Source organism: Apibacter mensalis (assembly GCF_001418685.1).
GTDB lineage: Bacteria > Bacteroidota > Bacteroidia > Flavobacteriales > Weeksellaceae > Apibacter > Apibacter mensalis.
Genome location: NZ_LIVM01000005.1, coordinates 96,947 through 118,100, shown reverse-complemented (window position 1 = coordinate 118,100; position 21,154 = coordinate 96,947). Strand labels below are relative to the sequence as shown.

The 21,154-nt window shown below is 31.2% G+C and carries 34 protein-coding genes; 32 read left to right on the top strand and 2 right to left on the bottom strand.

What is annotated here, in order from left to right:
* Nucleotides 1-18 precede the first annotated feature (18 nt).
* From ASC36_RS04885 to rplQ, 29 genes are all read left to right on the top strand, one after another.
* On the top strand, nt 19-471 hold the full coding sequence (locus ASC36_RS04885) for a DUF4279 domain-containing protein (RefSeq protein ID WP_055425374.1): 453 nt from the start codon (nt 19-21) through the stop codon (nt 469-471).
* A gap of 462 nt (nt 472-933) precedes the next feature.
* Nucleotides 934-1,557, top strand: a complete 624-nt coding sequence (rplC, locus tag ASC36_RS04880; protein ID WP_055425373.1) for a 50S ribosomal protein L3 — start codon at nt 934-936, stop codon at nt 1,555-1,557.
* Nucleotides 1,548-2,177: a 50S ribosomal protein L4 gene (gene rplD, locus ASC36_RS04875; protein WP_055425372.1), complete on the top strand. Its 630-nt coding sequence runs from the start codon at nt 1,548-1,550 to the stop codon at nt 2,175-2,177. Before rplC ends, rplD begins: the two co-directional genes overlap by 10 nt.
* Nucleotides 2,178-2,181: 4 nt before the next feature.
* Entirely contained in the window at nt 2,182-2,472 is a 291-nt protein-coding gene (gene rplW / locus ASC36_RS04870; protein ID WP_055425371.1) for a 50S ribosomal protein L23, read from the top strand.
* A gap of 13 nt (nt 2,473-2,485) precedes the next feature.
* Entirely contained in the window at nt 2,486-3,307 is an 822-nt protein-coding gene (gene rplB / locus ASC36_RS04865; RefSeq protein WP_055425370.1) for a 50S ribosomal protein L2, read from the top strand.
* A 6-nt stretch (nt 3,308-3,313) separates the two neighbouring features.
* Nucleotides 3,314-3,592, top strand: a complete 279-nt coding sequence (rpsS, locus tag ASC36_RS04860) for a 30S ribosomal protein S19 (protein ID WP_055425369.1) — start codon at nt 3,314-3,316, stop codon at nt 3,590-3,592.
* A 6-nt stretch (nt 3,593-3,598) separates the two neighbouring features.
* Nucleotides 3,599-4,003, top strand: coding sequence for a 50S ribosomal protein L22 (gene rplV, locus ASC36_RS04855; RefSeq protein WP_055425368.1), 405 nt, complete (start codon nt 3,599-3,601; stop codon nt 4,001-4,003).
* Between the two features lie 2 nt (nt 4,004-4,005).
* Nucleotides 4,006-4,701, top strand: coding sequence for a 30S ribosomal protein S3 (gene rpsC / locus ASC36_RS04850; RefSeq protein ID WP_055425367.1), 696 nt, complete (start codon nt 4,006-4,008; stop codon nt 4,699-4,701).
* Nucleotides 4,702-4,719: 18 nt separating this feature from the next.
* Nucleotides 4,720-5,142, top strand: a complete 423-nt coding sequence (gene rplP, locus ASC36_RS04845) for a 50S ribosomal protein L16 (RefSeq protein WP_055425366.1) — start codon at nt 4,720-4,722, stop codon at nt 5,140-5,142.
* 12 nt (nt 5,143-5,154) lie between these two features.
* Nucleotides 5,155-5,331 (top strand): 50S ribosomal protein L29, encoded by a 177-nt coding sequence (gene rpmC, locus ASC36_RS04840; RefSeq protein WP_055425365.1) that lies wholly within the window; start codon nt 5,155-5,157, stop codon nt 5,329-5,331.
* A 32-nt stretch (nt 5,332-5,363) separates the two neighbouring features.
* A complete protein-coding gene (gene rpsQ / locus ASC36_RS04835; RefSeq protein WP_055425364.1) occupies nt 5,364-5,618 on the top strand; it encodes a 30S ribosomal protein S17 in 255 nt (84 codons plus the stop codon).
* 7 nt (nt 5,619-5,625) lie between these two features.
* Entirely contained in the window at nt 5,626-5,994 is a 369-nt protein-coding gene (gene rplN, locus ASC36_RS04830) for a 50S ribosomal protein L14 (protein WP_055425363.1), read from the top strand.
* 15 nt (nt 5,995-6,009) lie between these two features.
* Nucleotides 6,010-6,324 carry a 50S ribosomal protein L24 gene (gene rplX / locus ASC36_RS04825; protein ID WP_055425362.1) on the top strand — a complete coding sequence of 105 codons (315 nt, stop codon included), beginning with the start codon at nt 6,010-6,012 and terminating at the stop codon, nt 6,322-6,324.
* 16 nt (nt 6,325-6,340) lie between these two features.
* Nucleotides 6,341-6,892, top strand: coding sequence for a 50S ribosomal protein L5 (rplE, locus tag ASC36_RS04820; RefSeq protein WP_055425361.1), 552 nt, complete (start codon nt 6,341-6,343; stop codon nt 6,890-6,892).
* A gap of 8 nt (nt 6,893-6,900) precedes the next feature.
* A complete protein-coding gene (rpsN, locus tag ASC36_RS04815) occupies nt 6,901-7,170 on the top strand; it encodes a 30S ribosomal protein S14 (RefSeq protein ID WP_055425360.1) in 270 nt (89 codons plus the stop codon).
* A gap of 61 nt (nt 7,171-7,231) precedes the next feature.
* Complete coding sequence (gene rpsH, locus ASC36_RS04810; protein ID WP_055425359.1) at nt 7,232-7,630, top strand: 30S ribosomal protein S8; 399 nt, start codon at nt 7,232-7,234, stop codon at nt 7,628-7,630.
* Between the two features lie 12 nt (nt 7,631-7,642).
* Entirely contained in the window at nt 7,643-8,188 is a 546-nt protein-coding gene (gene rplF, locus ASC36_RS04805) for a 50S ribosomal protein L6 (RefSeq protein ID WP_055425358.1), read from the top strand.
* Nucleotides 8,189-8,199: 11 nt separating this feature from the next.
* Nucleotides 8,200-8,556, top strand: a complete 357-nt coding sequence (gene rplR / locus ASC36_RS04800; RefSeq protein ID WP_055425357.1) for a 50S ribosomal protein L18 — start codon at nt 8,200-8,202, stop codon at nt 8,554-8,556.
* 15 nt (nt 8,557-8,571) lie between these two features.
* Nucleotides 8,572-9,093 carry a 30S ribosomal protein S5 gene (gene rpsE / locus ASC36_RS04795; RefSeq protein WP_055425356.1) on the top strand — a complete coding sequence of 174 codons (522 nt, stop codon included), beginning with the start codon at nt 8,572-8,574 and terminating at the stop codon, nt 9,091-9,093.
* A gap of 4 nt (nt 9,094-9,097) precedes the next feature.
* A complete protein-coding gene (gene rpmD / locus ASC36_RS04790; protein ID WP_055425355.1) occupies nt 9,098-9,274 on the top strand; it encodes a 50S ribosomal protein L30 in 177 nt (58 codons plus the stop codon).
* A 7-nt stretch (nt 9,275-9,281) separates the two neighbouring features.
* A complete protein-coding gene (gene rplO / locus ASC36_RS04785; RefSeq protein ID WP_055425354.1) occupies nt 9,282-9,731 on the top strand; it encodes a 50S ribosomal protein L15 in 450 nt (149 codons plus the stop codon).
* A gap of 6 nt (nt 9,732-9,737) precedes the next feature.
* Nucleotides 9,738-11,117 (top strand): preprotein translocase subunit SecY, encoded by a 1,380-nt coding sequence (gene secY / locus ASC36_RS04780; protein WP_055425353.1) that lies wholly within the window; start codon nt 9,738-9,740, stop codon nt 11,115-11,117.
* Between the two features lie 3 nt (nt 11,118-11,120).
* Complete coding sequence (infA, locus tag ASC36_RS04775; RefSeq protein WP_055425352.1) at nt 11,121-11,336, top strand: translation initiation factor IF-1; 216 nt, start codon at nt 11,121-11,123, stop codon at nt 11,334-11,336.
* Between the two features lie 12 nt (nt 11,337-11,348).
* A complete protein-coding gene (gene ykgO / locus ASC36_RS10505; RefSeq protein ID WP_073961215.1) occupies nt 11,349-11,465 on the top strand; it encodes a type B 50S ribosomal protein L36 in 117 nt (38 codons plus the stop codon).
* Between the two features lie 4 nt (nt 11,466-11,469).
* Entirely contained in the window at nt 11,470-11,847 is a 378-nt protein-coding gene (gene rpsM / locus ASC36_RS04770) for a 30S ribosomal protein S13 (protein WP_055425351.1), read from the top strand.
* 11 nt (nt 11,848-11,858) lie between these two features.
* Nucleotides 11,859-12,251: a 30S ribosomal protein S11 gene (gene rpsK / locus ASC36_RS04765; protein ID WP_055425350.1), complete on the top strand. Its 393-nt coding sequence runs from the start codon at nt 11,859-11,861 to the stop codon at nt 12,249-12,251.
* A 27-nt stretch (nt 12,252-12,278) separates the two neighbouring features.
* Entirely contained in the window at nt 12,279-12,890 is a 612-nt protein-coding gene (gene rpsD, locus ASC36_RS04760; protein ID WP_055425349.1) for a 30S ribosomal protein S4, read from the top strand.
* A 24-nt stretch (nt 12,891-12,914) separates the two neighbouring features.
* Nucleotides 12,915-13,907, top strand: coding sequence for a DNA-directed RNA polymerase subunit alpha (locus tag ASC36_RS04755; RefSeq protein WP_055425348.1), 993 nt, complete (start codon nt 12,915-12,917; stop codon nt 13,905-13,907).
* A gap of 9 nt (nt 13,908-13,916) precedes the next feature.
* Nucleotides 13,917-14,429, top strand: a complete 513-nt coding sequence (gene rplQ, locus ASC36_RS04750; protein WP_055425347.1) for a 50S ribosomal protein L17 — start codon at nt 13,917-13,919, stop codon at nt 14,427-14,429.
* Nucleotides 14,430-14,953: 524 nt separating this feature from the next.
* Here the strand turns inward: rplQ and ASC36_RS04745 are convergent.
* Nucleotides 14,954-16,375 carry an OmpA family protein gene (locus ASC36_RS04745; RefSeq protein WP_082435404.1) on the bottom strand — a complete coding sequence of 474 codons (1,422 nt, stop codon included), beginning with the start codon at nt 16,373-16,375 and terminating at the stop codon, nt 14,954-14,956.
* A 94-nt stretch (nt 16,376-16,469) separates the two neighbouring features.
* On the bottom strand, nt 16,470-16,880 hold the full coding sequence (gene folK / locus ASC36_RS04740; protein WP_055425345.1) for a 2-amino-4-hydroxy-6-hydroxymethyldihydropteridine diphosphokinase: 411 nt from the start codon (nt 16,878-16,880) through the stop codon (nt 16,470-16,472).
* Nucleotides 16,881-16,911: 31 nt separating this feature from the next.
* Here folK and sppA point away from each other — a divergent pair, with 31 nt between their 5' ends.
* The 3 genes from sppA (at nt 16,912) to mreC (ending at nt 20,717) form a co-directional block, all read left to right on the top strand.
* Nucleotides 16,912-18,678, top strand: a complete 1,767-nt coding sequence (gene sppA / locus ASC36_RS04735; protein ID WP_055425344.1) for a signal peptide peptidase SppA — start codon at nt 16,912-16,914, stop codon at nt 18,676-18,678.
* 154 nt (nt 18,679-18,832) lie between these two features.
* Nucleotides 18,833-19,861, top strand: a complete 1,029-nt coding sequence (locus ASC36_RS04730; RefSeq protein ID WP_055425343.1) for a rod shape-determining protein — start codon at nt 18,833-18,835, stop codon at nt 19,859-19,861.
* 28 nt (nt 19,862-19,889) lie between these two features.
* Nucleotides 19,890-20,717 carry a rod shape-determining protein MreC gene (mreC, locus tag ASC36_RS04725; RefSeq protein WP_073961214.1) on the top strand — a complete coding sequence of 276 codons (828 nt, stop codon included), beginning with the start codon at nt 19,890-19,892 and terminating at the stop codon, nt 20,715-20,717.
* Nucleotides 20,718-21,154 lie beyond the last annotated feature (437 nt).

The window sequence follows — 21,154 nt, the reverse complement described above, 5'->3', positions numbered from 1 at the left end:
AACCAAATTTATTAGATCATGGAAAAACTAGATTTAAATAATATGTATTTCGATTTCTGTATATGGAATTATGAGGATATTACTCATGAAGATATAACTCGGATGTTAGAAATTACGCCTTCTATAGTATATGTTAAAGGACAAAGAATAAGACCAAATATTCCAAGATTATCAAAACAAAATGGATGGATATTAAAAAATCCCTTAGATAATAAATCTTTATTTGAAGATCAACTCAATGCTATGTTGGATTTATTAGAACCTAAAATAGAAATACTACAGATGTTAAGTAAAAAGTACGGCTGCGAATATGAATTTTCCCTAGCCCTATTTATTTATAACAGAAAAGAGAGCACACCGTGGGTACATTTAACCCCAAGATATAATGAATTTATAAGACAAATAGAAGTAGAATTTGACTTAGATTTATATTGTCCACCGGATGATGAAGAAATGTCAGAAACAGAATAAATAGAAGTTAAAAGTATTAATAATCGGTGTCGCCTCCGGCGTAGATGGCACAAAAATAGGCGGGACCCTGTTTTTCGGCACCGTAAGCGGAGGTTTTGGCGCAGTTTTAACGAATGGAAACTTCTGGCAAGGCGCCGCCACAGGCCTGATAGTAAGCGGATTGAATCATGTGGCGCATAGGGAAAGCCTGGATAATGGATATGAGAAGGATGAAAAAGGCGGATATAAAAAAGAAGTTATTTCATACAAACTGCATATATGAAAAATTAAAAGATGTAAAATTATTAATGATTTATTCTAAACAGATTTAATAAAAGTAAAAAAAACATGGGTAAATTTTAATAATGATTACATCAGGAAAATCAAAATAAAAACTAAATATAAAAAATTTTGAATCAGAATGTTAAATTGTGAAAAAAAATTTTTAATTTTGCAGTCCGAAAAAATATATAAATAGAACAAATGTCAGGTATTATTGGAAAAAAAATTGGCATGACCAGCTTGTTCGATGAGGAAGGTAAAAATATTCCTTGTACAGTTATAGAAGCAGGTCCATGTACAGTTTTACAGGTCAGAACCGAAGAGAAGGACGGCTATTATGCAGTTCAGCTAGGTTTCGATGACAGAAGTGAAAAAAATGTCGGCAAAGCCCTTTTAGGTCACTTCAAAAAAGCAGGTTCAACACCAAAAAGAAAAATGGTGGAGTTTCGTCACGGATTTGACGGGTTGAAAATCGGAGAGGAAGTAAAGGTTGATTTATTTTCAGAAGGAGAATATGTTGACGTTACCGGAACTTCGAAAGGTAAAGGATTTCAAGGGGTGGTTAAAAGACACGGCTTTGGAGGGGTTATGCAAGCAACACACGGTCAGCATAACAGATTGAGAGCTCCGGGTTCTATTGGAGCAGGATCAGATCCATCTAGAGTATTTAAAGGAATGAGAATGGCAGGAAGAATGGGTGGAAATCAAGTGACAGTGCAAAATTTACAGGTTATAAAAGTGGACAATGAAAAAAATCTTTTAATTGTAAAAGGTGCAGTTCCGGGTCCTAAAAATTCATATGTAATTGTAAGAAGATGGAATTAGTAGTACTAGATAGAAGCGGAAAAGAAACCGGAAGAAAGGTTGCTTTAGACGAAACAATATTTGGAGTTGAACCAAATACACATGCAGTTTACTTAGAAGTAAAGCAATATTTGGCATCACAAAGACAAGGGACACATAAATCTAAAGAAAGATCCGAATTAAGCGGGTCAACTCGAAAACTTCATCGTCAAAAAGGAACAGGTGGGTCTCGAAAAGGGGATATAAACAATCCTTTGTTTAGGGGTGGGGCAAGAGTGTTTGGTCCTAAACCAAGAGATTATAGGTTTAAATTGAATAAATCATTAAAAAGAATAGCGAAAAAATCCGTTTTAAGTCAGAAATTAAAAGAGAACAACTTGAAAATAGTTGAGGACTTAAATTTTGAAGTACCTAAAACAAAAGATTTTATTAAAGTTTTACAAGATTTAGGACTGGCTAACAAAAAGACTTTGTTCGTTTTAGGGAAGTCAAATAAATATGTATATTTGTCATCAAGAAATTTAAAAGATGCTAAAGTGTTAGAATATAACGAGATAAGTAGTTACGATATCTTAAAAGCGAATGAGGTGGTTTTGTTTGAAAGCTCAGTAGAAAAAATACAAGAAAATTTAAGAAAATAGAATTATGTCTGTACTCATAAAACCTGTTATATCAGAAAAAGCAAACGAAATCGCTGAAAAAAGAAATCGTTATACATTTTTAGTAGATACCAAATCGAATAAATCAGAGATTAAGTATGCGGTGGAACAAGCTTACGGAGTTAGTGTAGTTGCAGTAAGAACATTAATTTCTGCACCTGTTGTTAAATCTAAATACACAAAAACAGGTCTTCAAGTTGGAAAAACTAATAAATTGAAAAAAGCAATGGTAGACATACAAGAAGGGCAAACCATTGACGTATTTGGAAATATATAATTTATAAAGAATCATGTCGGTAAGAAAATTAAAACCTATCACCCCCGGACAAAGATTCAGAATTGTTAACAATTTTGAAGAAATCACTACTTCAAAACCAGAAAAATCCTTATTGAGAGGAATTTCTAAATCAGGAGGTAGAAATAATTCCGGAAAAATGACCATGCGTTATACCGGAGGTGGACACAAGAAACGATACAGAGAGATCGATTTCAAGAGAAATAAGTTTGGTATTCCGGCTACTGTTAAATCAGTAGAATATGATCCAAACAGAACTGCATTTATCGCCTTATTGGTTTATGCAGATGGTGAAAAACGCTACATTGTATCTCCTCACGGAATCAAAGTGGGGCAAAAAGTCGTTTCAGGAGAGAGTGTTGCTCCCGAAATTGGAAACGCAATGAAATTAAAAAACATACCTTTAGGTACAGTTATTTCATGTATTGAGTTACGCCCCGGACAAGGAGCGAAAATGGCAAGAAGTGCAGGGACAAGTGCGCAATTAATTGCCAGAGACGGTAAATATGCTGTTCTTAAAATGCCTTCCGGAGAAACTCGTATGATTTTAGTTGAATGTATGGCAACAATTGGTTCAGTATCCAATTCAGATCATCAGTTAATCGTATCTGGTAAAGCAGGTAGAAGCAGATGGTTAGGAAGAAGACCAAGAACAAGGCCGGTAGCAATGAACCCTGTAGATCACCCAATGGGAGGTGGTGAAGGTAGATCAACCGGAGGACATCCAAGATCTAGAAAAGGTATGCCTGCAAAAGGATACAAGACTCGTTCAAAGAAGAAAGAATCGAATCGTTATATTTTACAAAAAAGAAAATAATCTAGTATGGCACGTTCGTTAAAAAAAGGACCTTATATTCACTATAAATTAAACAAGAAAGTTCAAGCAAATATAGAGTCAGGAAAAAAAGTCGTGATTAAAACATGGTCTAGAGCATCAATGATATCTCCAGATTTCGTTGGTCAAACGTTTGCAGTACATAACGGAAAACAATTTGTACCGGTATATGTAACTGAAAATATGGTTGGACATAAGCTAGGGGAATTTTCACCTACTCGTGTGTTTAGAGGTCATGCAGGAAATAAAAATAAAGGTAACAGATAATAAGCAATGGGTAACAGAAAACAAAATAGTGCTACAGCACGTAAAGAAGCTAAAAAAAATTTAGCAATTGCTCGCTTGAATAATTGTCCTACCTCGCCTAGAAAGATGAGATTAGTAGCAGATATCATTAGAGGCGTTGATGTTGATAAAGCATTATACATATTAAAATATTCAAAAAAAGAAGCTTCAATCAGATTAGAAAAACTTTTATTAAGTGCTATAGCTAATTGGCAAGTAAAAAATGAAGGTAAAGACATCGAAGAAGCTAAACTTTATGTAAAAGAAATTTTTGTTGACGGTGGATCTATGTTAAAAAGATTACGTCCTGCTCCTCAAGGTAGAGGATATAGGATTAGAAAAAGATCTAATCATGTAACAATTATTCTTGGAAACAAAAACGAAGTAAATTAAGTATGGGACAAAAAACAAATCCAATAGGTAATAGATTAGGAATCATTCGAGGATGGGATTCTAATTGGTATGGTGGAAAAAACTTTGGAGATAAAATAGCAGAAGATTATAAAATCAGAAGATATTTAGAAGCTAGATTATCCAAAGCAGGTGTTTCCCGAATTTACATCGAAAGAACTTTGAAATTAGTTACTATCACCATTACCACTGCGAGACCTGGAATAATCATAGGGAAAGGTGGTCAGGAAGTAGATAAATTAAAAGAGGAGTTAAAAAAGATCACAAAAAAGGAAATTCAAATAAATATTTTCGAAATTAAAAGACCTGAGCTTGATGCAAAATTAGTTGCAGAAAGTGTAGCTCGTCAAATTGAAAGTCGTATTTCATATAGAAGAGCCGTAAAAATGGCGATTGCATCTACTATGAGAATGAATGCGGAAGGAATTAAAATTATGATTTCCGGTCGTTTAAATGGAGCTGAAATGGCAAGATCAGAATCTTTTAAAGAAGGAAGAATTCCTTTGTCAACTTTCCGTGCTGATATCGATTATTATATTGCTGAAGCTCATACAACCTATGGTCGCTTAGGAGTAAAAGTATGGATTATGAAAGGCGAAGTGTATGGTAAAAGAGAGTTATCTCCATTAGTAGGTCTTCAGAAAAAGACTCAGAAAAGAAAAGTTAAAGAAAGAAGATAAAAAATATCTTAGGTAATTATGTTACAACCAAAAAGAACAAAATTCCGTAAACAGCAAAAGGGACGTATGAAAGGTCTTTCTTACAGAGGAAGTAAATTAGCATACGGTACATTTGGAATTAAAGCGTTAGATTCAGTATTTATTACTGCAAGACAGATAGAAGCTGCACGTATTGCTGCCACCCGATATATGAAAAGAGAAGGACAATTATGGATTAAAATATTTCCGGATAAGCCTATTACCAAAAAACCTGCTGAGGTTCGTATGGGTAAAGGAAAAGGAGCTGTGGAATATTGGGTAGCAAGAGTATCACCGGGAAGAATTTTATTTGAAATAGGAGGGGTTCCTTATGATGTTGCAAAAGAAGCATTACGTCTTGCAGCTCAAAAATTACCGGTAAAAACTAAATTTGTTGTCGCTAACGATTTTGTGCAATCATAAATAATAAAATCGATGAAAGCAGTTGATATAAGAAATTTAAGTCAAGAAGAAGTTAAAGCAAAATTAGCCGAAACAAAAGCTGAATATGCTAAGCTAAGATTATCACATAAAGTGTCTCCGATTGGAAATCCGATTCAATTAAGAGAGATGAGAAAAACAATAGCAAGGTTGTCAACAGCCTTAAAGTAATTTAATATCCGAAAAAGAATTTAATTTCAATTATGGAAAGAAATTTAAGAAAAGAAAGAATCGGAGTAGTATCTAGTAATAAGATGGATAAAACTATCGTTGTTAGTGAGACAAGCAGAATGAAACATCCCATGTATGGGAAATTCGTTTTAAAAACTAAAAAATATACTGCTCACGATGAGAAAAACGAATGCAATGAAGGGGATACCGTTCGCATTATGGAAACTCGTCCATTGAGTAAGAGTAAAAGATGGAGATTAGTAGAAATATTAGAAAGAGCTAAATAATTTAGAGATGCTACAAACAGAATCAAGATTAAAAGTTGCAGATAATACTGGAGCCAAGGAAGCTTTAGTTATCAGAGTGTTAGGTGGTTCAAAGAGAAGATATGCATCTGTGGGTGATAAAATAGTTGTTACAATAAAAGATGCTACCCCATCAGGAAACGCTAAAAAAGGTCAAGTATCCAAAGCGGTTGTTGTTAGAACTAAAAAGCCTGTAAGAAGGAAAGATGGTTCTTATATTAGTTTTGAAGATAATGCATGTGTATTGTTAAATGCTGCAGGAGAAATGAGAGGAACTCGTGTTTTTGGACCGGTAGCCAGAGAATTACGTGATAAAGAGTATATGAAAATTATTTCATTAGCTCCTGAGGTATTATAAGGTAAATTAAAAAAAATGGCAAAAGTTAAAATAAAAAAAGGAGATAAAGTTCAGGTTCTTGCAGGAGCTTATAAAGGAAAGCAAGGACAAGTTTTAGTAATTTATCCTGATAAAAACAGAGCAATTGTTGAAGGAGTTAATATTGTTAAAAAACATAAAAAACCTTCAGCTGAAAATCCTCAAGGAAGCATTATTGAAAAAGAAGCTTCCATACATATTTCTAACATAGCTTTATTGGATCCTCAATCTGGAAAACCAACAAGAGTAAGTTATAAAATAGATGGTGAGAAAAAAGTTAGAGTTGCAACCAAATCAGGAGAAGTGATTTAATTAAATTTGAAAGATTATGCAATACATAGCAAGACCTAAACAATTATATAAAGATAAAATCATCTCAGCTCTAAAAGAGGAATTTGGTTACACATCCGTGATGCAGGTTCCAAAACTTGAAAAGATTGTGATAAGTCAAGGACTAGGGGCAGCAACGGCTGATAAAAAAATTGTTGATTATGCAGTTGAAGAGATTACTTTAATAGCCGGACAAAAAGCAGTTCCATGTCTATCCAAAAAAGATGAAGCCGGTTTCAAATTAAGAAAAGGAATGCCAATCGGTGCAATGGTTACCTTAAGAGGAGATAGAATGTATGAATTTTTAGATCGATTAATAACTGCTGCTTTACCACGAGTTAGAGATTTTAATGGAATAAAATCAGATGGTTTTGATGGTAGAGGTAACTATACGTTAGGAATTACTGAACAAATCATATTCCCGGAAATAAATATCGATAAAGTGAAGAAAATTCAAGGTATGGATATTACCTTTGTAACTAATGCGAAAACCGATAAGGAAGCTAAAGCATTATTAACCCATTTTGGATTACCATTTAAAAAGAATTAATTTATAGTATGGCTAAAGAATCAATGAAAGCGCGTGAGCGCAAAAGAGAAGCACTTTCTGCTAAATATGCCGCTAAGAGAAAAGCTTTAAAAGAAGCTGGAGATTATGAAGCACTTCAAAAACTCCCTAAAAACTCTTCTCCGGTAAGATTACATAACAGATGTAAGCTTACAGGTAGACCAAGAGGATACATGAGAGTGTTTGGAATTTCCAGAGTTACTTTTAGAGAAATGGCTAATGAAGGACTAATACCGGGAGTTAAAAAAGCTAGTTGGTAAAATTAAAAATAATAGATTTTAAAAGTAGAATTTAAATTCTATACTCTAAAATTAAATAAATATGGTTACAGACCCAATTGCAGATTACTTGACAAGAGTAAGAAATGCCATGAGAGCAGGACACAAAGTTGTTGAAATTCCTGCATCAAAAATTAAAAAAGAGATTACTAAAATTCTCTTTGATCAAGGATATATCCTTAACTACAAATTTGAAGAAGGTAGTGTACAAGGAATTATTAAAATTGCTTTAAAATACGATAAGGCAACCAATCTTCCGGCTATCAAAAAAATTGAACGGGCATCAAAACCGGGTTTAAGAAAATATTCCGGTTGTAAAGAACTTCCAAGAGTTTTAAATGGATTAGGTATAGCTATTATCTCAACTTCAAAAGGAGTAATGACAGATAAGAAAGCACGACAAGAAAATGTTGGTGGAGAGGTAATTTGTTATGTTTATTAAAAAATTGAAGAAATGTCAAGAATAGGAAAAGCAATAATAAATATTCCAACAGGTACTACCATTGATTATAATGATAATGTAGTTACAGTTAAAGGAAAAAATGGTGAGTTAAAACAGGAACTTACCGGAGGAATAACTATAAATATTGAAAACTCTCAATTAGCAGTTAATCGTCCTTCCGATAGCAAAGAACATAAATCTTTGCATGGGTTGTATAGAGCCCTTATAAATAATATGATAGTCGGTGTATCCGAAGGGTTCACTAAAAAATTAGAATTAGCCGGTGTGGGATACAGAGCTTCCAATCAAGGACAAAAGTTGGAATTAGCTTTAGGGTTTTCGCATTTAGTAGTTTTGGAATTACCTCAAGAAGTAAAAGTAGAAACATTAACGGAAAAAGGTAAAAATCCAATAATTACTTTATCTTCATACGATAAACATTTATTAGGGATGGTTTGTGCAAAAATAAGATCACTTCGTAAACCTGAACCTTATAAAGGTAAAGGAGTTAAATTTGTAGGAGAACAAATCAGAAGAAAAGCAGGTAAATCTGCATAAAAAATTAAGTTATGGCATTAACTAAAAGAGAAAAAAGAATAAGAGTTAAAAGAAGAGTACGTAAAAATATATTCGGTACGGCTGATAAACCTCGTTTATCTGTATTCAGAAGTAATAAAGAAATTTACGCTCAACTTATAGATGATAATACTGGCAAAACTTTAGCTTACGCTTCTTCGCGTCAAAAAGAAATTGCTGGAGAAAAAGGAACTAAAACTGAAATTTCTACTTTAGTAGGTAAGAAATTAGCTGAAAATGCTAAAGTAGCCGGTATTGAAACTATTGTTTTTGATAGAAATGGCTTTATATACCACGGAAGAGTGAAAGCCTTAGCTGATGGTGCTAGAGAAGGAGGTTTAAAATTTTAATACATTAAAAAAATTATGTTAGGAATAAATAATATTGAAAGAGTAAAACCAGGTGGGTTAGAACTTGTAGACCGATTGGTAGGTGTGCAAAGAGTAACAAAAGTAACCAAAGGAGGTAGAGCATTTGGATTTTCAGCTATTGTTGTTGTAGGTGATGAAAAAGGAGTAGTTGGATTTGGTTTAGGGAAATCTAAAGAGGTAGCCAGTGCTATATCAAAAGCTGTTGAAGATGCTAAGAAAAATTTAGTTAGAGTACCGATATTAAACGGTTCACTTCCACATGAACAATCTGCAAAATATGGTGGTGCTGATGTATTTATACGTCCTGCTTCTCATGGTACTGGATTAATTGCTGGTGGTGCGGTTCGTGCAGTATTAGAATCTGCAGGAGTTAAAGATGTGCTTTCAAAATCAAAAGGATCTTCAAATCCACATAATGTAGTAAAAGCAACAGTAAAAGCACTATTAAACTTAAGAAGTGCAGAGACTATCGCACAACAAAGAGGAGTTTCACTTTCTAAAGTATTTAAAGGATAAGAACATGGCAACGATAAAAATAACTTTAAAAAGAAGTTCAATTAAAAGACCAAAAAATCAAAAGCTAACCTTAGAAGCTTTAGGATTAACTAAATTGAATAAGACCGTTGAACATGAAGCAACCCCACAAATATTGGGTATGGTTGCAGTAGTAAAACATTTAGTAACTGTTGAAGAATAATTAAGATATGAATTTACATACTTTAAAACCTGCACAAGGTTCAACACATAATAGCAAAAGATTAGGTAGAGGTCAAGGAAGTGGTAAAGGAGGTACTTCTACTAAAGGTCATAAAGGAGACAAATCTCGTTCAGGACATAAAGATAAAATAGGATTTGAAGGGGGGCAAATGCCTTTACAAAGAAGAATTCCTAAATTTGGTTTTAAAAATATCAATAGAAAAGAATATGTAGGTATTAATTTAGACACAATTCAGGAGTTAATTGATATAAATAAAATTTCTACTGAAATCACCAAAGAAACTTTAACTCAAAATGGATTAATTTCCAAAAATGATTTAGTTAAAATTCTTGGTAGAGGAGAATTGAAATCCACTGTTAACATAACTGTTGATAAATATACAAAATCAGCAAAAGAGGCTATTGAAAAAGCCGGGGGGAAAGCTAACATCTTATAAAATGGCATGAAAGGATTTATACAGACATTAAAGAATATCTGGAGTATAAAAGAGTTAAGAGATAAACTTATTTTCACTTTTGTTCTAGTATTGGTATACAGATTTGGTACGCATGTTTCACTTCCTGCTATCAATATGGTTGAAGTAGATAATATTCTTGATATCTACAAAAACAACGGTGGAAACCAACAGGCTACCGGCCTATTAGGTTTATTATCTTCATTTACGGGGGGTGCATTTAGTAAAGCATCAATTTTTGCTTTAGGTATTATGCCGTATATATCTGCTTCTATTGTAGTGCAATTAATGGGATTAGCTATACCTTATATACAAAAACTACAAAAAGAGGGAGAAAGTGGTCGTAAAAAGGTTAATCAAATAACAAGGTGGTTGACAATATTAATATGTTTAATACAAGCTCCTGCTTATTTGACGTCCATTACACAAGTCTTTCTACCGATTGAGCAATTTAGAACTGCCTATTTGGTAGATCCGAATAATATTTTCTTATTCTGGATACCAAGTATTATAATCTTGATTTCAGGCACAATTTTTGCTATGTGGATGGGCGAAAAGATTACTGATAAAGGAATTGGAAATGGAATATCTATTCTAATTATGGTTGGTATTTTGGCAGGTTTTCCAACAGCATTTGTACAAGAAATTGGTGTACAAATGGGAGATACTGGAAAAGGACTTATCATGATGTTTGTAGAAGTCCTTGCTTGGTTGCTGGTTATCATATTATGTATTATGTTGACTGTAGCCGTAAGAAAAGTTCCAGTACAATATGTTAGTAGGACAAAATCAGGTTCATTACGATCCATAACCAATGCGGCAAGACAGTATATACCATTAAAAGTTAACGCTGCAGGTGTAATGCCTATAATTTTTGCACAAGCATTGATGTTTATACCGGGATTATTGGTTCGTTCTGAAACAACTACCAATACTTTTTGGGCAGGATTCAGTCAAGTATTCAGTTGGCAATATAATCTTTTGTTTGCCATATTAATAATTGTCTTTACCTTTTTCTACACGGCAATAACTATTCCTATAAATCAAATGGCTGATGATTTAAAAAGAAATGGAGGATTAATTCCACGTGTAAAACCTGGTAAAGAAACAGCTGATTTTTTAGATGACGTTTTATCTAAAATAACCTTACCCGGAGCAATTTATTTAGCTCTTATAGCAGTTCTTCCAGCAATAGTTAAAATTATCGGTCTCACCGCAACCGATAAATTTGCATTATTTTTTGGTGGAACCTCTTTATTAATCATGGTAGGAGTATTATTAGATACTGTACAACAAATTAATACTTATTTATTAAATCACCATTATGATGGTTTAATGCAGTCAAGATTAAGTAGAAATCCGAATTAATATATGGCGAAACAAAAACATATAGAACAAGACGGAACTATCATTGAAGCATTGTCTAATGCAATGTTCAGAGTAGAATTAGAAAATGGTCACATTTTAACCGCGCATATTTCTGGTAAAATGAGGATGCATTATATTAAACTATTACCTGGAGATAAAGTAAGGTTGGAAATGTCACCATACGATTTATCAAAAGGAAGAATAACTTTCAGATATTAAAATAGAAAGAAAATGAAAATTAGAGCATCACTTAAAAAAAGAAGTTCAGATGATATTGTTGTAAGACGTAAAGGTCGTCTATACATTATAAACAAAAAAAATCCTAAATTTAAACAAAGACAAGGTTAATACTATGGCTAGAATTTCCGGTGTAGATTTACCAAAAAATAAAAGAGGAGTTATAGGCCTTACCTATATATACGGTGTTGGTAAAAGTACTGCATCAAAAGTTTTAAAAGATGCAGGAATTAGTGAAGATAAAAAAGTTTCTGAATGGAATGATGATGAAGTTAATGCTATCAGAAAATTTATTTCCGAAAATGTAAAAGTTGAGGGAGAATTACGTTCTGAAATTCAATTGAACATTAAACGTTTAATGGATATCGGATGTCAGAGAGGTATTAGGCATCGTTTGGGCTTACCACTCAGAGGTCAAAGAACTAAGAATAATTCTCGTACAAGAAAAGGTAAAAGAAAAACTGTAGCTAATAAGAAAAAGGCCACTAAATAATAAATAAAAATATGGCAAAAACAGCGTCAAAAACAGCTAAAAAAAGAAAAGTTAAAATTGAAGCGATAGGAGAAGCTCACATTCAAGCCACTTTTAATAATATTATCATCTCTTTAACCAATAAAAATGGAGAAGTAATATCTTGGGCTTCTGCTGGAAAAATGGGTTTCAAAGGCTCTAAAAAAAATACACCTTATGCGGCTCAAATGGCAGCTGATAATTGTGCGCAAGTTGCGTATGAATTAGGATTAAGAAGGGTTAAAGTTTTTGTGAAAGGTCCAGGAGCTGGAAGAGAATCTGCTATTCGAACCATCCATAATGCCGGTATTGAAGTTAGTGAAATAATTGATGTTACTCCTATACCACATAATGGATGTAGACCACCAAAAAGAAGAAGAGTTTAATACTATTAATATCATTCAAATTTTATAATGGCAAGATATATTGGTCCAAAAACGAAAATAGCTAGAAAATTCGGACAGGCTATTTATGGGGAAGATAAGTATTTTGAAAGAAGAAAATATCCTCCAGGACAACACGGTCCGAACAAGAGAAGAGGTGCTAAAAAATCTGAATATGCAGTTCAATTAGCAGAAAAACAAAAAGCAAAATACACTTATGGTATTTTAGAGAGACAGTTTGCAAATTTGTTTAATAAAGCACAGAGGAGTAAAGGGATTACCGGAGAAGTTTTATTACAATTATGCGAATCCAGACTAGATAATGTTGTATATAGGTTTGGGTTGTCTAATACTAGAGCGGGATCTCGTCAATTAGTCTCCCATAAACATATTACCGTAAATGGTGAAATTGTAAATATACCGTCTTACCTTTTAAAACCGGGTGATGTGATTGGAGTTAGAGAAAAATCTAAATCATTACAAGTAATTAAAGATGCTTTAGCTAATAATTCTCATAAAACTTATGAATGGCTAGTATGGAATGATGAAAAACTATCAGGAGATTTTAAAGTAGTTCCTGAAAGAATTCAAATTCCTGAAGATATCAAAGAACAATTGATAGTCGAATTATATTCTAAATAAAATAAAAAATTAGCTAAGATTTATATGGCAATTTTAAACTTTATAAAACCTGATAAGGTAATTTTAGTTGAATCAGATGATTTTAAAGGTCAATTTGAATTCAGACCCTTAGAGCCTGGATTTGGATTAACCGTAGGAAATGCTTTAAGAAGAGTTTTATTATCTTCGTTGGAAGGATACGCTATTACATCAATAAAAATTGAGGGAGTTGAACATGAATTTTCAACTATTCCGGGCGTAATAGAAGATGTGACTGAAATCATATTGAATCTTAAAAAAGTTAGATTTAAAAATCAAATCAATAAAGGTGGAAATGAAATTGTAACTGCACAAATCTCCGGTAAATCAGAATTGACAGCTGGAGATTTAGGTAAATTTATTTCTTCCTATCAAGTTTTAAATCCTGATTTGGTGATTTGTCATATGGATAAATCAGTTAAATTTAATATAACTTTTAATATAGATAAGGGAAGAGGGTATGTACCTGCAGAACAAAATAAATCTAATCATGCTCCAATAGGAACTATTGCAATTGACTCTATTTATACACCTATCAGAAATGTTAGTTATAGCATTGAAGATTACCGTGTTGAACAGAGAACAGATTATGAAAAGCTTATTCTAGATATTCAAACAGATGGTTCTATAACCCCTCAAGAAGCTTTAACAGAAGCAGCTAAAATATTAATTCATCATTTTATGTTATTTTCTGATGAAAGAATAACATTAGAAGCTGATGTTGTTTCATCTGCAGATACTTATGACGAAGAAGCTCTTCATATGAGACAGCTATTAAAAACTAAATTAGTTGATATGGATCTATCTGTTAGGGCTCTTAATTGTCTAAAAGCTGCTGAAGTTGAAACTTTGGGTGAATTAGTTTCCTTTACAAAATCAGATTTAATGAAGTTTAGGAATTTTGGTAAAAAATCATTAACCGAATTGGAAGATTTAGTATATTCAAAGAATCTGACTTTTGGTTTGGATGTTTCAAAGTATAAATTAGAAGCAGAATAATAAGAAATCATGAGACACGGAAAAAAGTTTAATCATTTAGGGAGAACGGCATCACATCGTAAAGCTATGCTTTCAAATATGGCTGCCTCTCTTATTCTTCATAAGAGAATCAATACAACTGTTGCTAAAGCTAAAGCATTAAGAACATATATAGAACCATTATTAACTAAATCTAAAGAAGATACTACGCACAATAGAAGAATTGTTTTTAGCTATCTTCAAAATAAGGAGGCAGTTACAGAACTATTCAGAACAATTGCTACCAAAATTTCTTTAAGAAATGGTGGATATTGTAGAATAATTAAAACTGGTTTTAGATTAGGAGATGGTGCAGATACCGCTCTTATTGAATTAGTAGATTTTAATGAGACTTACAATTTAGGAGAATCTAATAAAAAAGTAACTAGAAGAAGTCGTCGTTCCACTAAAAAATCGGATACAATAGAATCAATAGTAGATACTGTAGTAAATGAATCTAGTGAAGTACAATCTGATAATAAATCAGTTGAAACTAAAGAATAAATAATAAATTTTGTAAAATAAAAAAGCAGGTTTTTAACCTGCTTTTTTATTTTATTAATATGGTTTAATTATTATGAAAGATAATAATTGAATTTTAATTAAAACAGTATTTATTTTCATTTTAGATATTTGGTTAAGATGCTTTTGGGATTGAGGTAATAATTATGCTCGAGATTGAAAGTAAATGTACTTTTCATTAAACTTCATAATTAGTTAAATAAAGTATATTTTAATGAATATTAAATATATAGGATATAAGTGAATTTAATTTAAAAAGATGTATTACTCTTGGTGTATAGTAAAAAATAGTATTTAAATAAAAAAATAATAGCCTTATTTAATAAGTTTTTCAAAAGTATCCTAATGTTAATTCATAGATTTAACTATAATTCATTTAAAAATTAATTATATAATAATATTTGAGAGAGATAATATATGATAATGAAATTATAAATAATTATAATATCTAAGTAAACAAAAAAGCCTCTTATTTTAAGAGGCTTTTTTTATATTTACTATTAATTTTATTCTGCTGAATCAAGTAATTTGAAAACAACTCTTCTGTTCTCTTTATTTTTCCATTCAGGACATTTAGAGGCTGGTTTACACTCAGGATACTTAGGGGTAGTGAATCCCATGCCTTTACCTGTTAATTGATAAGGAGGAACACCTTTGGAAACTAAATATTTAATTACTGAAGTAACTCTTCTCTTAGAAAGATTAAGATTATATGCATCAGAACCTCTAGCGTCAGAGTGTCCTTCAACTAAAAATCTAGTACCTTGACCATATTTAACTATGATATCAGCCACTTGATCTAAAATCGGTTGTGATTCTAAAAGAATTTTGTCTGAATCTAAATTAAACTGAATACCTCCCATAGTGGCAATTAGTGGATTAATAGCATCTTCAGCTAATTTTTGTGGTTCAGGACAACCATCGTTGGATTCAGGGCCAGGAAATGTAGGACATTTGTCATATAAGTCAATTATACCGTCCATATCTACATCTAAAGCTCTACCTGATCCATCTACACGTGCTCCTTTAGGAGTATCTAATTCTCTATCCCAATCGTCACAAACTCCATCATCGTCTTTATCTCCAAAAACACAAACTTCTAATTGTTGTTGACTGGCTACATCATTAATTTTTGTAAACATTTCTCTTAAAGGATCCACCCAGCTTAAATGTTCGTTATGCCTTCCAATTTTATAGGTAATACCCAATGAGGTTGTTAAAAAATTATCGGATTTACCTCCTTTATGCAAATCTGGATAATGACCATTATTACCAGAACCATCAAATAGTTCGTCACCTGTAATTACATACATGGCACGTAAAGATGTATCCCATCTTTTATTTATTTTATAGGTTAACCCGGTACCTATTTGAGCGAATAGGGATTTGAGCCCCATATCTTCGTCAGCCATAGTTTCATATACATTAGAACCTCTTTCTATGAATTTAGTTTTAGCTTTATATTGTATTGTTCCTACTCCTGCATATGTATGTATTGCCCATCTATATGGAGACCTGTTATCAATTCTTCTGAATAAAGAAGAAACATTTAAATCTCCTAAAATGCTTAAAGCAAAATAATTAGTTTTAGCATCTACTTTATCAGATCCATATCCTTGTTTAGTCTCACCAATTTGACCTAATAAATTTAATCCGAAGACATGTGAAATTTGTTTATTAATTGAAGCTTGAAAATCATATCCAACTCTCCATTTGCTAGAAGCACCATTATCTATAGAGGTAAAGTCAGATGTTATTAACCAGGGAACACCTCCATATATAGATATAGACCAGTCATTAAATTGCTTTTGATCATTAGTGAATTTTACATAATCATCAGTGAAATTACTACTATCTACATTTTGAGCTTGCACATTTAAACATGTACAAATAACTGCAAGTAAAAATAGAATACATTTTTTATTCATAACTATAATTAATTAGTAAGTATATTAAGTCTTCTTCTATACAAAATGATTGAAGGTTGTAAAATTATCAAAATTTTTTTAATAAAAAAATATATTAAACCAATTCATATAAAATTTTTTTTGAGAAAGATCTTTTTGTAAGATGAGAAATATGAGGTATTTTTAATGATTCAGAATAAAATAGTATTGAGTTAAAAGATACTATATCAATATCGATAGTCCTATCCTCATATTTTCCACTAACAAAAGTATCATTAAGTCTGCCTAATGATTTTTCAATGTCTTTAATTGATTTTAAAAGTTGAGTGGGCGATAAATCTGTGCAAATAACAATACCCATATTTAGGTAGTTATTGGATGAAATATAACCTTCTGGTTCGGATTCAATTAGGTTGGATCTTTTTATAATTCGACCAATTTTAGAATCGATAAAACCTATTGCTTGTGATATGTTATTTTTTTTATCTCCTAAATTACTGCCAAGTAACAAAATGACCTTATTCATCAACTAATTAGTTATTTATTAATTAAAGGAAATGAAAAAATTTATCTTTCAAGTATTGGCAACTATTATTGGTATTCTTTTATTATCAAGTATAGTTGTCTTGAGCTTGATTTTCATAAATATCTTCGCATTTATTCCTTCTAAATTTGTGGTTAAAGATAAATCAATTTTAGAAATAAATCTTAATAATTCTATTTTGGAAGATCCAAACGAAAGAGATATATCCATTTCTTTATTGAATAATGATAAAAGTATTTCTTTAAAAGATATTTTAGATGTAATTAACTATGCACAAACGGATGATAAGATAAAAGGAATTAGTCTTAAATTATCAAATTTAAATGCCGGATATTCACAAATTTCTGAAATTCGTCAGGCTTTACTTAACTTTAAAAAAAGTAAAAAATTTATATATTCATATAGTAATGACTGTGACCAAAAATCATATTATTTATCTTCAGTAGCAGATTCAATGTTTTTAAATCCTAATGCAAATATAGAATTAACAGGTTTATCTGCAGAAGTGTTATTTTATAAAAATTTAGGTCAAAAGTATGGGATAAATTTTGAAGTGATCAGACACGGTAAATATAAATCTGCAGTAGAACCCTATATAAGAGATAATCTTTCTGAAGAGAATAGATATCAGTTAAAAAATATATTGCAGAATTTTTGGTATAAAATATCCAATGATATAATTGCGTCAAGGAAAATTTCCATCGAAAATTTTAATAAATATGTTGATAGTTTATATAGTTTTATCCCTGAATTAGCTTTTAAATATAAACTAGTAGACAAGTTAATATATGAATCTCAATATGAGAATTTACTTAAAAAGAAATTAGGTCTGGCGAATGATGACCTATTTAATAAAATATCTATAGATCAATATAAAGAAATAGCTCAAAATATTTCACGCAGCGATAATAAAATAGCAATATTATATGCAACGGGACAAATATATACAGGTAAGGGAAATACAGATATTTATTCCAAAACATTCATTGATCAAATTAATGAAATAAAAAATGATGATGATATAAAAGCGGTGATTTTACGAATAAATTCGCCGGGAGGAAGTGCAAACGCATCAGCTGAAATTTTGTATGAATTATATGAGTTAAAAGAGAAAAAACCTCTAATAGTATCATTTAGTGATATAGCTGCTTCCGGAGGCTATTATATTTCAATGGCGGCTGATAAAATTTACGCACAAGAAAATACGCTTACTGGATCCATTGGGGTTTTAGGAATGATTCCTGATGTTAAGAAATTAGCCAATAATGTGGGTATTAACTCAGATTATGTTTCTACAAACTCAAATTCCATGTATTATTCACTAACACAAGGAACTTCTCAAGGATTCAAAGAAATTATGAGTAAAGGAATAGATATAACTTATAAAAAATTTATTAATGAAGTAATGAAGGGCAGGAAAATGACTTTTAATCAAGTAGATTCCTTAGGTAAAGGGAGAATATGGAGTGGAAAAGAAGCTTTAGAAAATGGATTGGTAGACCAAATTGGCGGTTTTTATGATGCTATTGATTATGCTGCTAAAAAAGCAGGTGTAATTACCTATAATTTAGTTTCATATCCGAAAGAAAGATCCGGTTGGGATCTTATAGTAAATATGATTACATCCAATAATAACAATGATGATAATACAGGAATAGTAGGGAAACTTATAAAATATGAGTTAGGTAGGGAAAATTATAAGTTATTTCAAAGAATTAAAAATATAGAAAGGAATCAAGGTGTTATGTGTTTAATGCCTTTTGATATAGAAATTAAATAACAGATAAAAAGTCTTAAACAAAAATATTCTAACTAATATATCATTTTCAATAAAGATGTTATATCTTTGCAAAACCTAGAAGTTTGAGAAGAGGTATTTTTATAATTTTTTCGAGAATTCATTCAACCAAATAGTACAATTATTTAAAAGTTAAATGGGATTATTTGATTTTCTTACACAAGAAATTGCAATTGATTTGGGTACAGCAAATACTCTAATCATTCATAATAATAAAGTGGTAGTAGACAGCCCTTCTATAGTAGCGATTGATAGAAGAACTATGAAACCTATTGCGGTCGGAGAAATAGCTAAACAAATGCAGGGGAAAACCCATGATGACATTAAAACTATTAGACCTCTAAAAGACGGAGTTATAGCCGATTTTGGCGCCTCTGAACATATGATCAGGGAGTTTATAAAACAAATCCCGGGAATAAAAGGTAAAATTTTTAATCCTTCGTTGAGGATGGTTATTTGTATTCCTTCAGGAATAACAGAGGTTGAAAAAAGAGCAGTAAAAGATTCCGCAGCTAAAGTAAATGCCAAGGATGTGAAATTAATTTATGAGCCTATGGCAGCAGCTATTGGTGTTGGAATTGATGTAACTCAGCCTAAAGGGAATATGATTATAGATATAGGAGGAGGAACAACCGAAATAGCAGTTATAGCATTGGGTGGTATTGTATGTGATAATTCTATTAAAATTGCTGGGGATGTTTTTAATAATGATATTCTATATTATTTAAGAACTCACCATAATTTATTCATCGGAGAAAAAACTGCTGAACATATTAAAATGGAAGTTGGCTCAGGGCTTGAAGAATTAGATAATCCACCTGAAGATTTACCGGTTCAAGGTAGAGACTTAATTACCGGTAAACCAAAAGAAATTATGGTTAATTATAAAGAAATGGCCAGAGCTCTTGATAAATCCATTTTAAGAATAGAAGATGCTATAATGGAAACTTTATCAAGAACACCTCCTGAATTATCTGCAGACATATATAACACTGGTATATATCTAGCAGGAGGAGGGGCTTTACTTAGAGGATTGGATCAAAGAATTGGTAGGAAAACAGGATTGCCCGTTTTTATAGCTGATGATCCGTTGAGAGCTGTAGTTAGAGGTACCGGTATTGCACTAAAAAATATTGAAAAATTTGAGAATTTTTTAATTAAATAATAAATTATTCTTAAGATAAAACGTTTTAATGTCTGTATTGATAAATTTTCTATCAAAAAATAGTAAGTTTTTGCTATTTCTATTTTTGCAGATATCAGCTCTTTTTTTTACATTTAACAGAAATGTTTATCATAATTCAATTCTTGAAGAGAAAATAATTTCATTTACCGGGTTTTTAGATTCAAAAATATCCTATTTAACCTCATATATAAATCTTAAGAAGGAAAATGAACGTCTGCTTGAAGAAAATAAAGAATATAGGAATAAGTTTCTGGGAAAAACAAAAAAGATTAAACCTGAGTTTTTTGCAATGTTGGATTCTACTAAATATAAGCAAAAATATTATTATACCACAGCTGATATAATATCAAACTCTATTACAAGGTCAAATAATTATTTAATTATAGATAGGGGAACGGATCAGGGAGTTAGCCCGGAAATGGGAGTGGTAACCTCTTCAGGGGTAGTTGGGATGATTATCAATTGTACTAAAAATTATTCTAAAGTTATTTCGATTCTTAATAAAAATACAAGAATAAATGCTAGATTAAAATCTAGTAAATATTATGGCACATTACTATGGCAAGGAGAAGATCCTAGAATCATGTGTTTGTCAGATATACCTAAATATGTCAGTGTAAAAATAGGTGATACTATTGAAACTGATGGAAAATCAAAGATATATCCGGAAGGAATATTAATTGGAAGAGTAAGTAGCAAATCTATAGATGAGGAGACAGGTAATTGGAATATTTCAGTTGAATTATTTCAAGATATGGGTAATATACAAAAAGTATATGTTGTAGATAAGCTAGACAGAGATGAAATTAAAAGTTTGAAAGATTCTATAAATTAATAATGCTTAATAGGTATACATTAATAAATCTTATCTTAATTCCTATTTTAATATTAGTACAAGTTTTTGTATTTAATAACATTTATTTTTTCCATAAATATAACCCTATAATATACATTATTTGGATTATTTTTTATCCCTATGATAAGTCCCATAAATATTTATTTTTTATATTTTCTTTCCTTTTAGGTTTTGGAGTTGATTGTTTTATGGATACCGGAGGTGTTAATGCCTTCTCATCCGTATTAATTTCCTATATAAGAAATACTGTTATACGATATATATCAGACCTAGATAGAGAAATGAAATTATTAAACTTTTCAGATTTAAATTTCCTTCAATTACTATTGTATATAGTAATAATTATATTAACCCATCATTTAAGTCTATTTATTTTAGAAAGTTTTAAAATAACTATGATATTAGATGTAGCAGAA

What these genes read in the sequence shown, in the direction of transcription:
- rpmC (WP_055425365.1), top strand. Translation starts at nt 5,155, where the DNA reads ATGAAAGCAGTTGATATAAGAAATTTAAGTCAAGAAGAAGTTAAAGCA.
- rpsQ (WP_055425364.1), top strand. Translation starts at nt 5,364, where the DNA reads ATGGAAAGAAATTTAAGAAAAGAAAGAATCGGAGTAGTATCTAGTAAT.
- rpmD (WP_055425355.1), top strand. Translation starts at nt 9,098, where the DNA reads ATGGCAACGATAAAAATAACTTTAAAAAGAAGTTCAATTAAAAGACCA.
- rpsE (WP_055425356.1), top strand. Translation starts at nt 8,572, where the DNA reads ATGTTAGGAATAAATAATATTGAAAGAGTAAAACCAGGTGGGTTAGAA.
- ASC36_RS04885 (WP_055425374.1), top strand. Translation starts at nt 19, where the DNA reads ATGGAAAAACTAGATTTAAATAATATGTATTTCGATTTCTGTATATGG.
- rplW (WP_055425371.1), top strand. Translation starts at nt 2,182, where the DNA reads ATGTCTGTACTCATAAAACCTGTTATATCAGAAAAAGCAAACGAAATC.
- ASC36_RS04755 (WP_055425348.1), top strand. Translation starts at nt 12,915, where the DNA reads ATGGCAATTTTAAACTTTATAAAACCTGATAAGGTAATTTTAGTTGAA.
- rplD (WP_055425372.1), top strand. Translation starts at nt 1,548, where the DNA reads ATGGAATTAGTAGTACTAGATAGAAGCGGAAAAGAAACCGGAAGAAAG.
- rplR (WP_055425357.1), top strand. Translation starts at nt 8,200, where the DNA reads ATGGCATTAACTAAAAGAGAAAAAAGAATAAGAGTTAAAAGAAGAGTA.
- rplV (WP_055425368.1), top strand. Translation starts at nt 3,599, where the DNA reads ATGGGTAACAGAAAACAAAATAGTGCTACAGCACGTAAAGAAGCTAAA.
- infA (WP_055425352.1), top strand. Translation starts at nt 11,121, where the DNA reads ATGGCGAAACAAAAACATATAGAACAAGACGGAACTATCATTGAAGCA.
- rpsH (WP_055425359.1), top strand. Translation starts at nt 7,232, where the DNA reads ATGGTTACAGACCCAATTGCAGATTACTTGACAAGAGTAAGAAATGCC.
- rplB (WP_055425370.1), top strand. Translation starts at nt 2,486, where the DNA reads ATGTCGGTAAGAAAATTAAAACCTATCACCCCCGGACAAAGATTCAGA.
- rplO (WP_055425354.1), top strand. Translation starts at nt 9,282, where the DNA reads ATGAATTTACATACTTTAAAACCTGCACAAGGTTCAACACATAATAGC.
- folK (WP_055425345.1), bottom strand. Translation starts at nt 16,880, where the DNA reads ATGAATAAGGTCATTTTGTTACTTGGCAGTAATTTAGGAGATAAAAAA.
- rplC (WP_055425373.1), top strand. Translation starts at nt 934, where the DNA reads ATGTCAGGTATTATTGGAAAAAAAATTGGCATGACCAGCTTGTTCGAT.
- secY (WP_055425353.1), top strand. Translation starts at nt 9,738, where the DNA reads ATGAAAGGATTTATACAGACATTAAAGAATATCTGGAGTATAAAAGAG.
- rpsK (WP_055425350.1), top strand. Translation starts at nt 11,859, where the DNA reads ATGGCAAAAACAGCGTCAAAAACAGCTAAAAAAAGAAAAGTTAAAATT.
- rpsD (WP_055425349.1), top strand. Translation starts at nt 12,279, where the DNA reads ATGGCAAGATATATTGGTCCAAAAACGAAAATAGCTAGAAAATTCGGA.
- ykgO (WP_073961215.1), top strand. Translation starts at nt 11,349, where the DNA reads ATGAAAATTAGAGCATCACTTAAAAAAAGAAGTTCAGATGATATTGTT.
- rplN (WP_055425363.1), top strand. Translation starts at nt 5,626, where the DNA reads ATGCTACAAACAGAATCAAGATTAAAAGTTGCAGATAATACTGGAGCC.
- rplQ (WP_055425347.1), top strand. Translation starts at nt 13,917, where the DNA reads ATGAGACACGGAAAAAAGTTTAATCATTTAGGGAGAACGGCATCACAT.
- rplF (WP_055425358.1), top strand. Translation starts at nt 7,643, where the DNA reads ATGTCAAGAATAGGAAAAGCAATAATAAATATTCCAACAGGTACTACC.
- rplP (WP_055425366.1), top strand. Translation starts at nt 4,720, where the DNA reads ATGTTACAACCAAAAAGAACAAAATTCCGTAAACAGCAAAAGGGACGT.
- rpsC (WP_055425367.1), top strand. Translation starts at nt 4,006, where the DNA reads ATGGGACAAAAAACAAATCCAATAGGTAATAGATTAGGAATCATTCGA.
- sppA (WP_055425344.1), top strand. Translation starts at nt 16,912, where the DNA reads ATGAAAAAATTTATCTTTCAAGTATTGGCAACTATTATTGGTATTCTT.
- ASC36_RS04745 (WP_082435404.1), bottom strand. Translation starts at nt 16,375, where the DNA reads ATGAATAAAAAATGTATTCTATTTTTACTTGCAGTTATTTGTACATGT.
- rplX (WP_055425362.1), top strand. Translation starts at nt 6,010, where the DNA reads ATGGCAAAAGTTAAAATAAAAAAAGGAGATAAAGTTCAGGTTCTTGCA.
- rplE (WP_055425361.1), top strand. Translation starts at nt 6,341, where the DNA reads ATGCAATACATAGCAAGACCTAAACAATTATATAAAGATAAAATCATC.
- mreC (WP_073961214.1), top strand. Translation starts at nt 19,890, where the DNA reads ATGTCTGTATTGATAAATTTTCTATCAAAAAATAGTAAGTTTTTGCTA.
- rpsS (WP_055425369.1), top strand. Translation starts at nt 3,314, where the DNA reads ATGGCACGTTCGTTAAAAAAAGGACCTTATATTCACTATAAATTAAAC.
- rpsM (WP_055425351.1), top strand. Translation starts at nt 11,470, where the DNA reads ATGGCTAGAATTTCCGGTGTAGATTTACCAAAAAATAAAAGAGGAGTT.
- rpsN (WP_055425360.1), top strand. Translation starts at nt 6,901, where the DNA reads ATGGCTAAAGAATCAATGAAAGCGCGTGAGCGCAAAAGAGAAGCACTT.
- ASC36_RS04730 (WP_055425343.1), top strand. Translation starts at nt 18,833, where the DNA reads ATGGGATTATTTGATTTTCTTACACAAGAAATTGCAATTGATTTGGGT.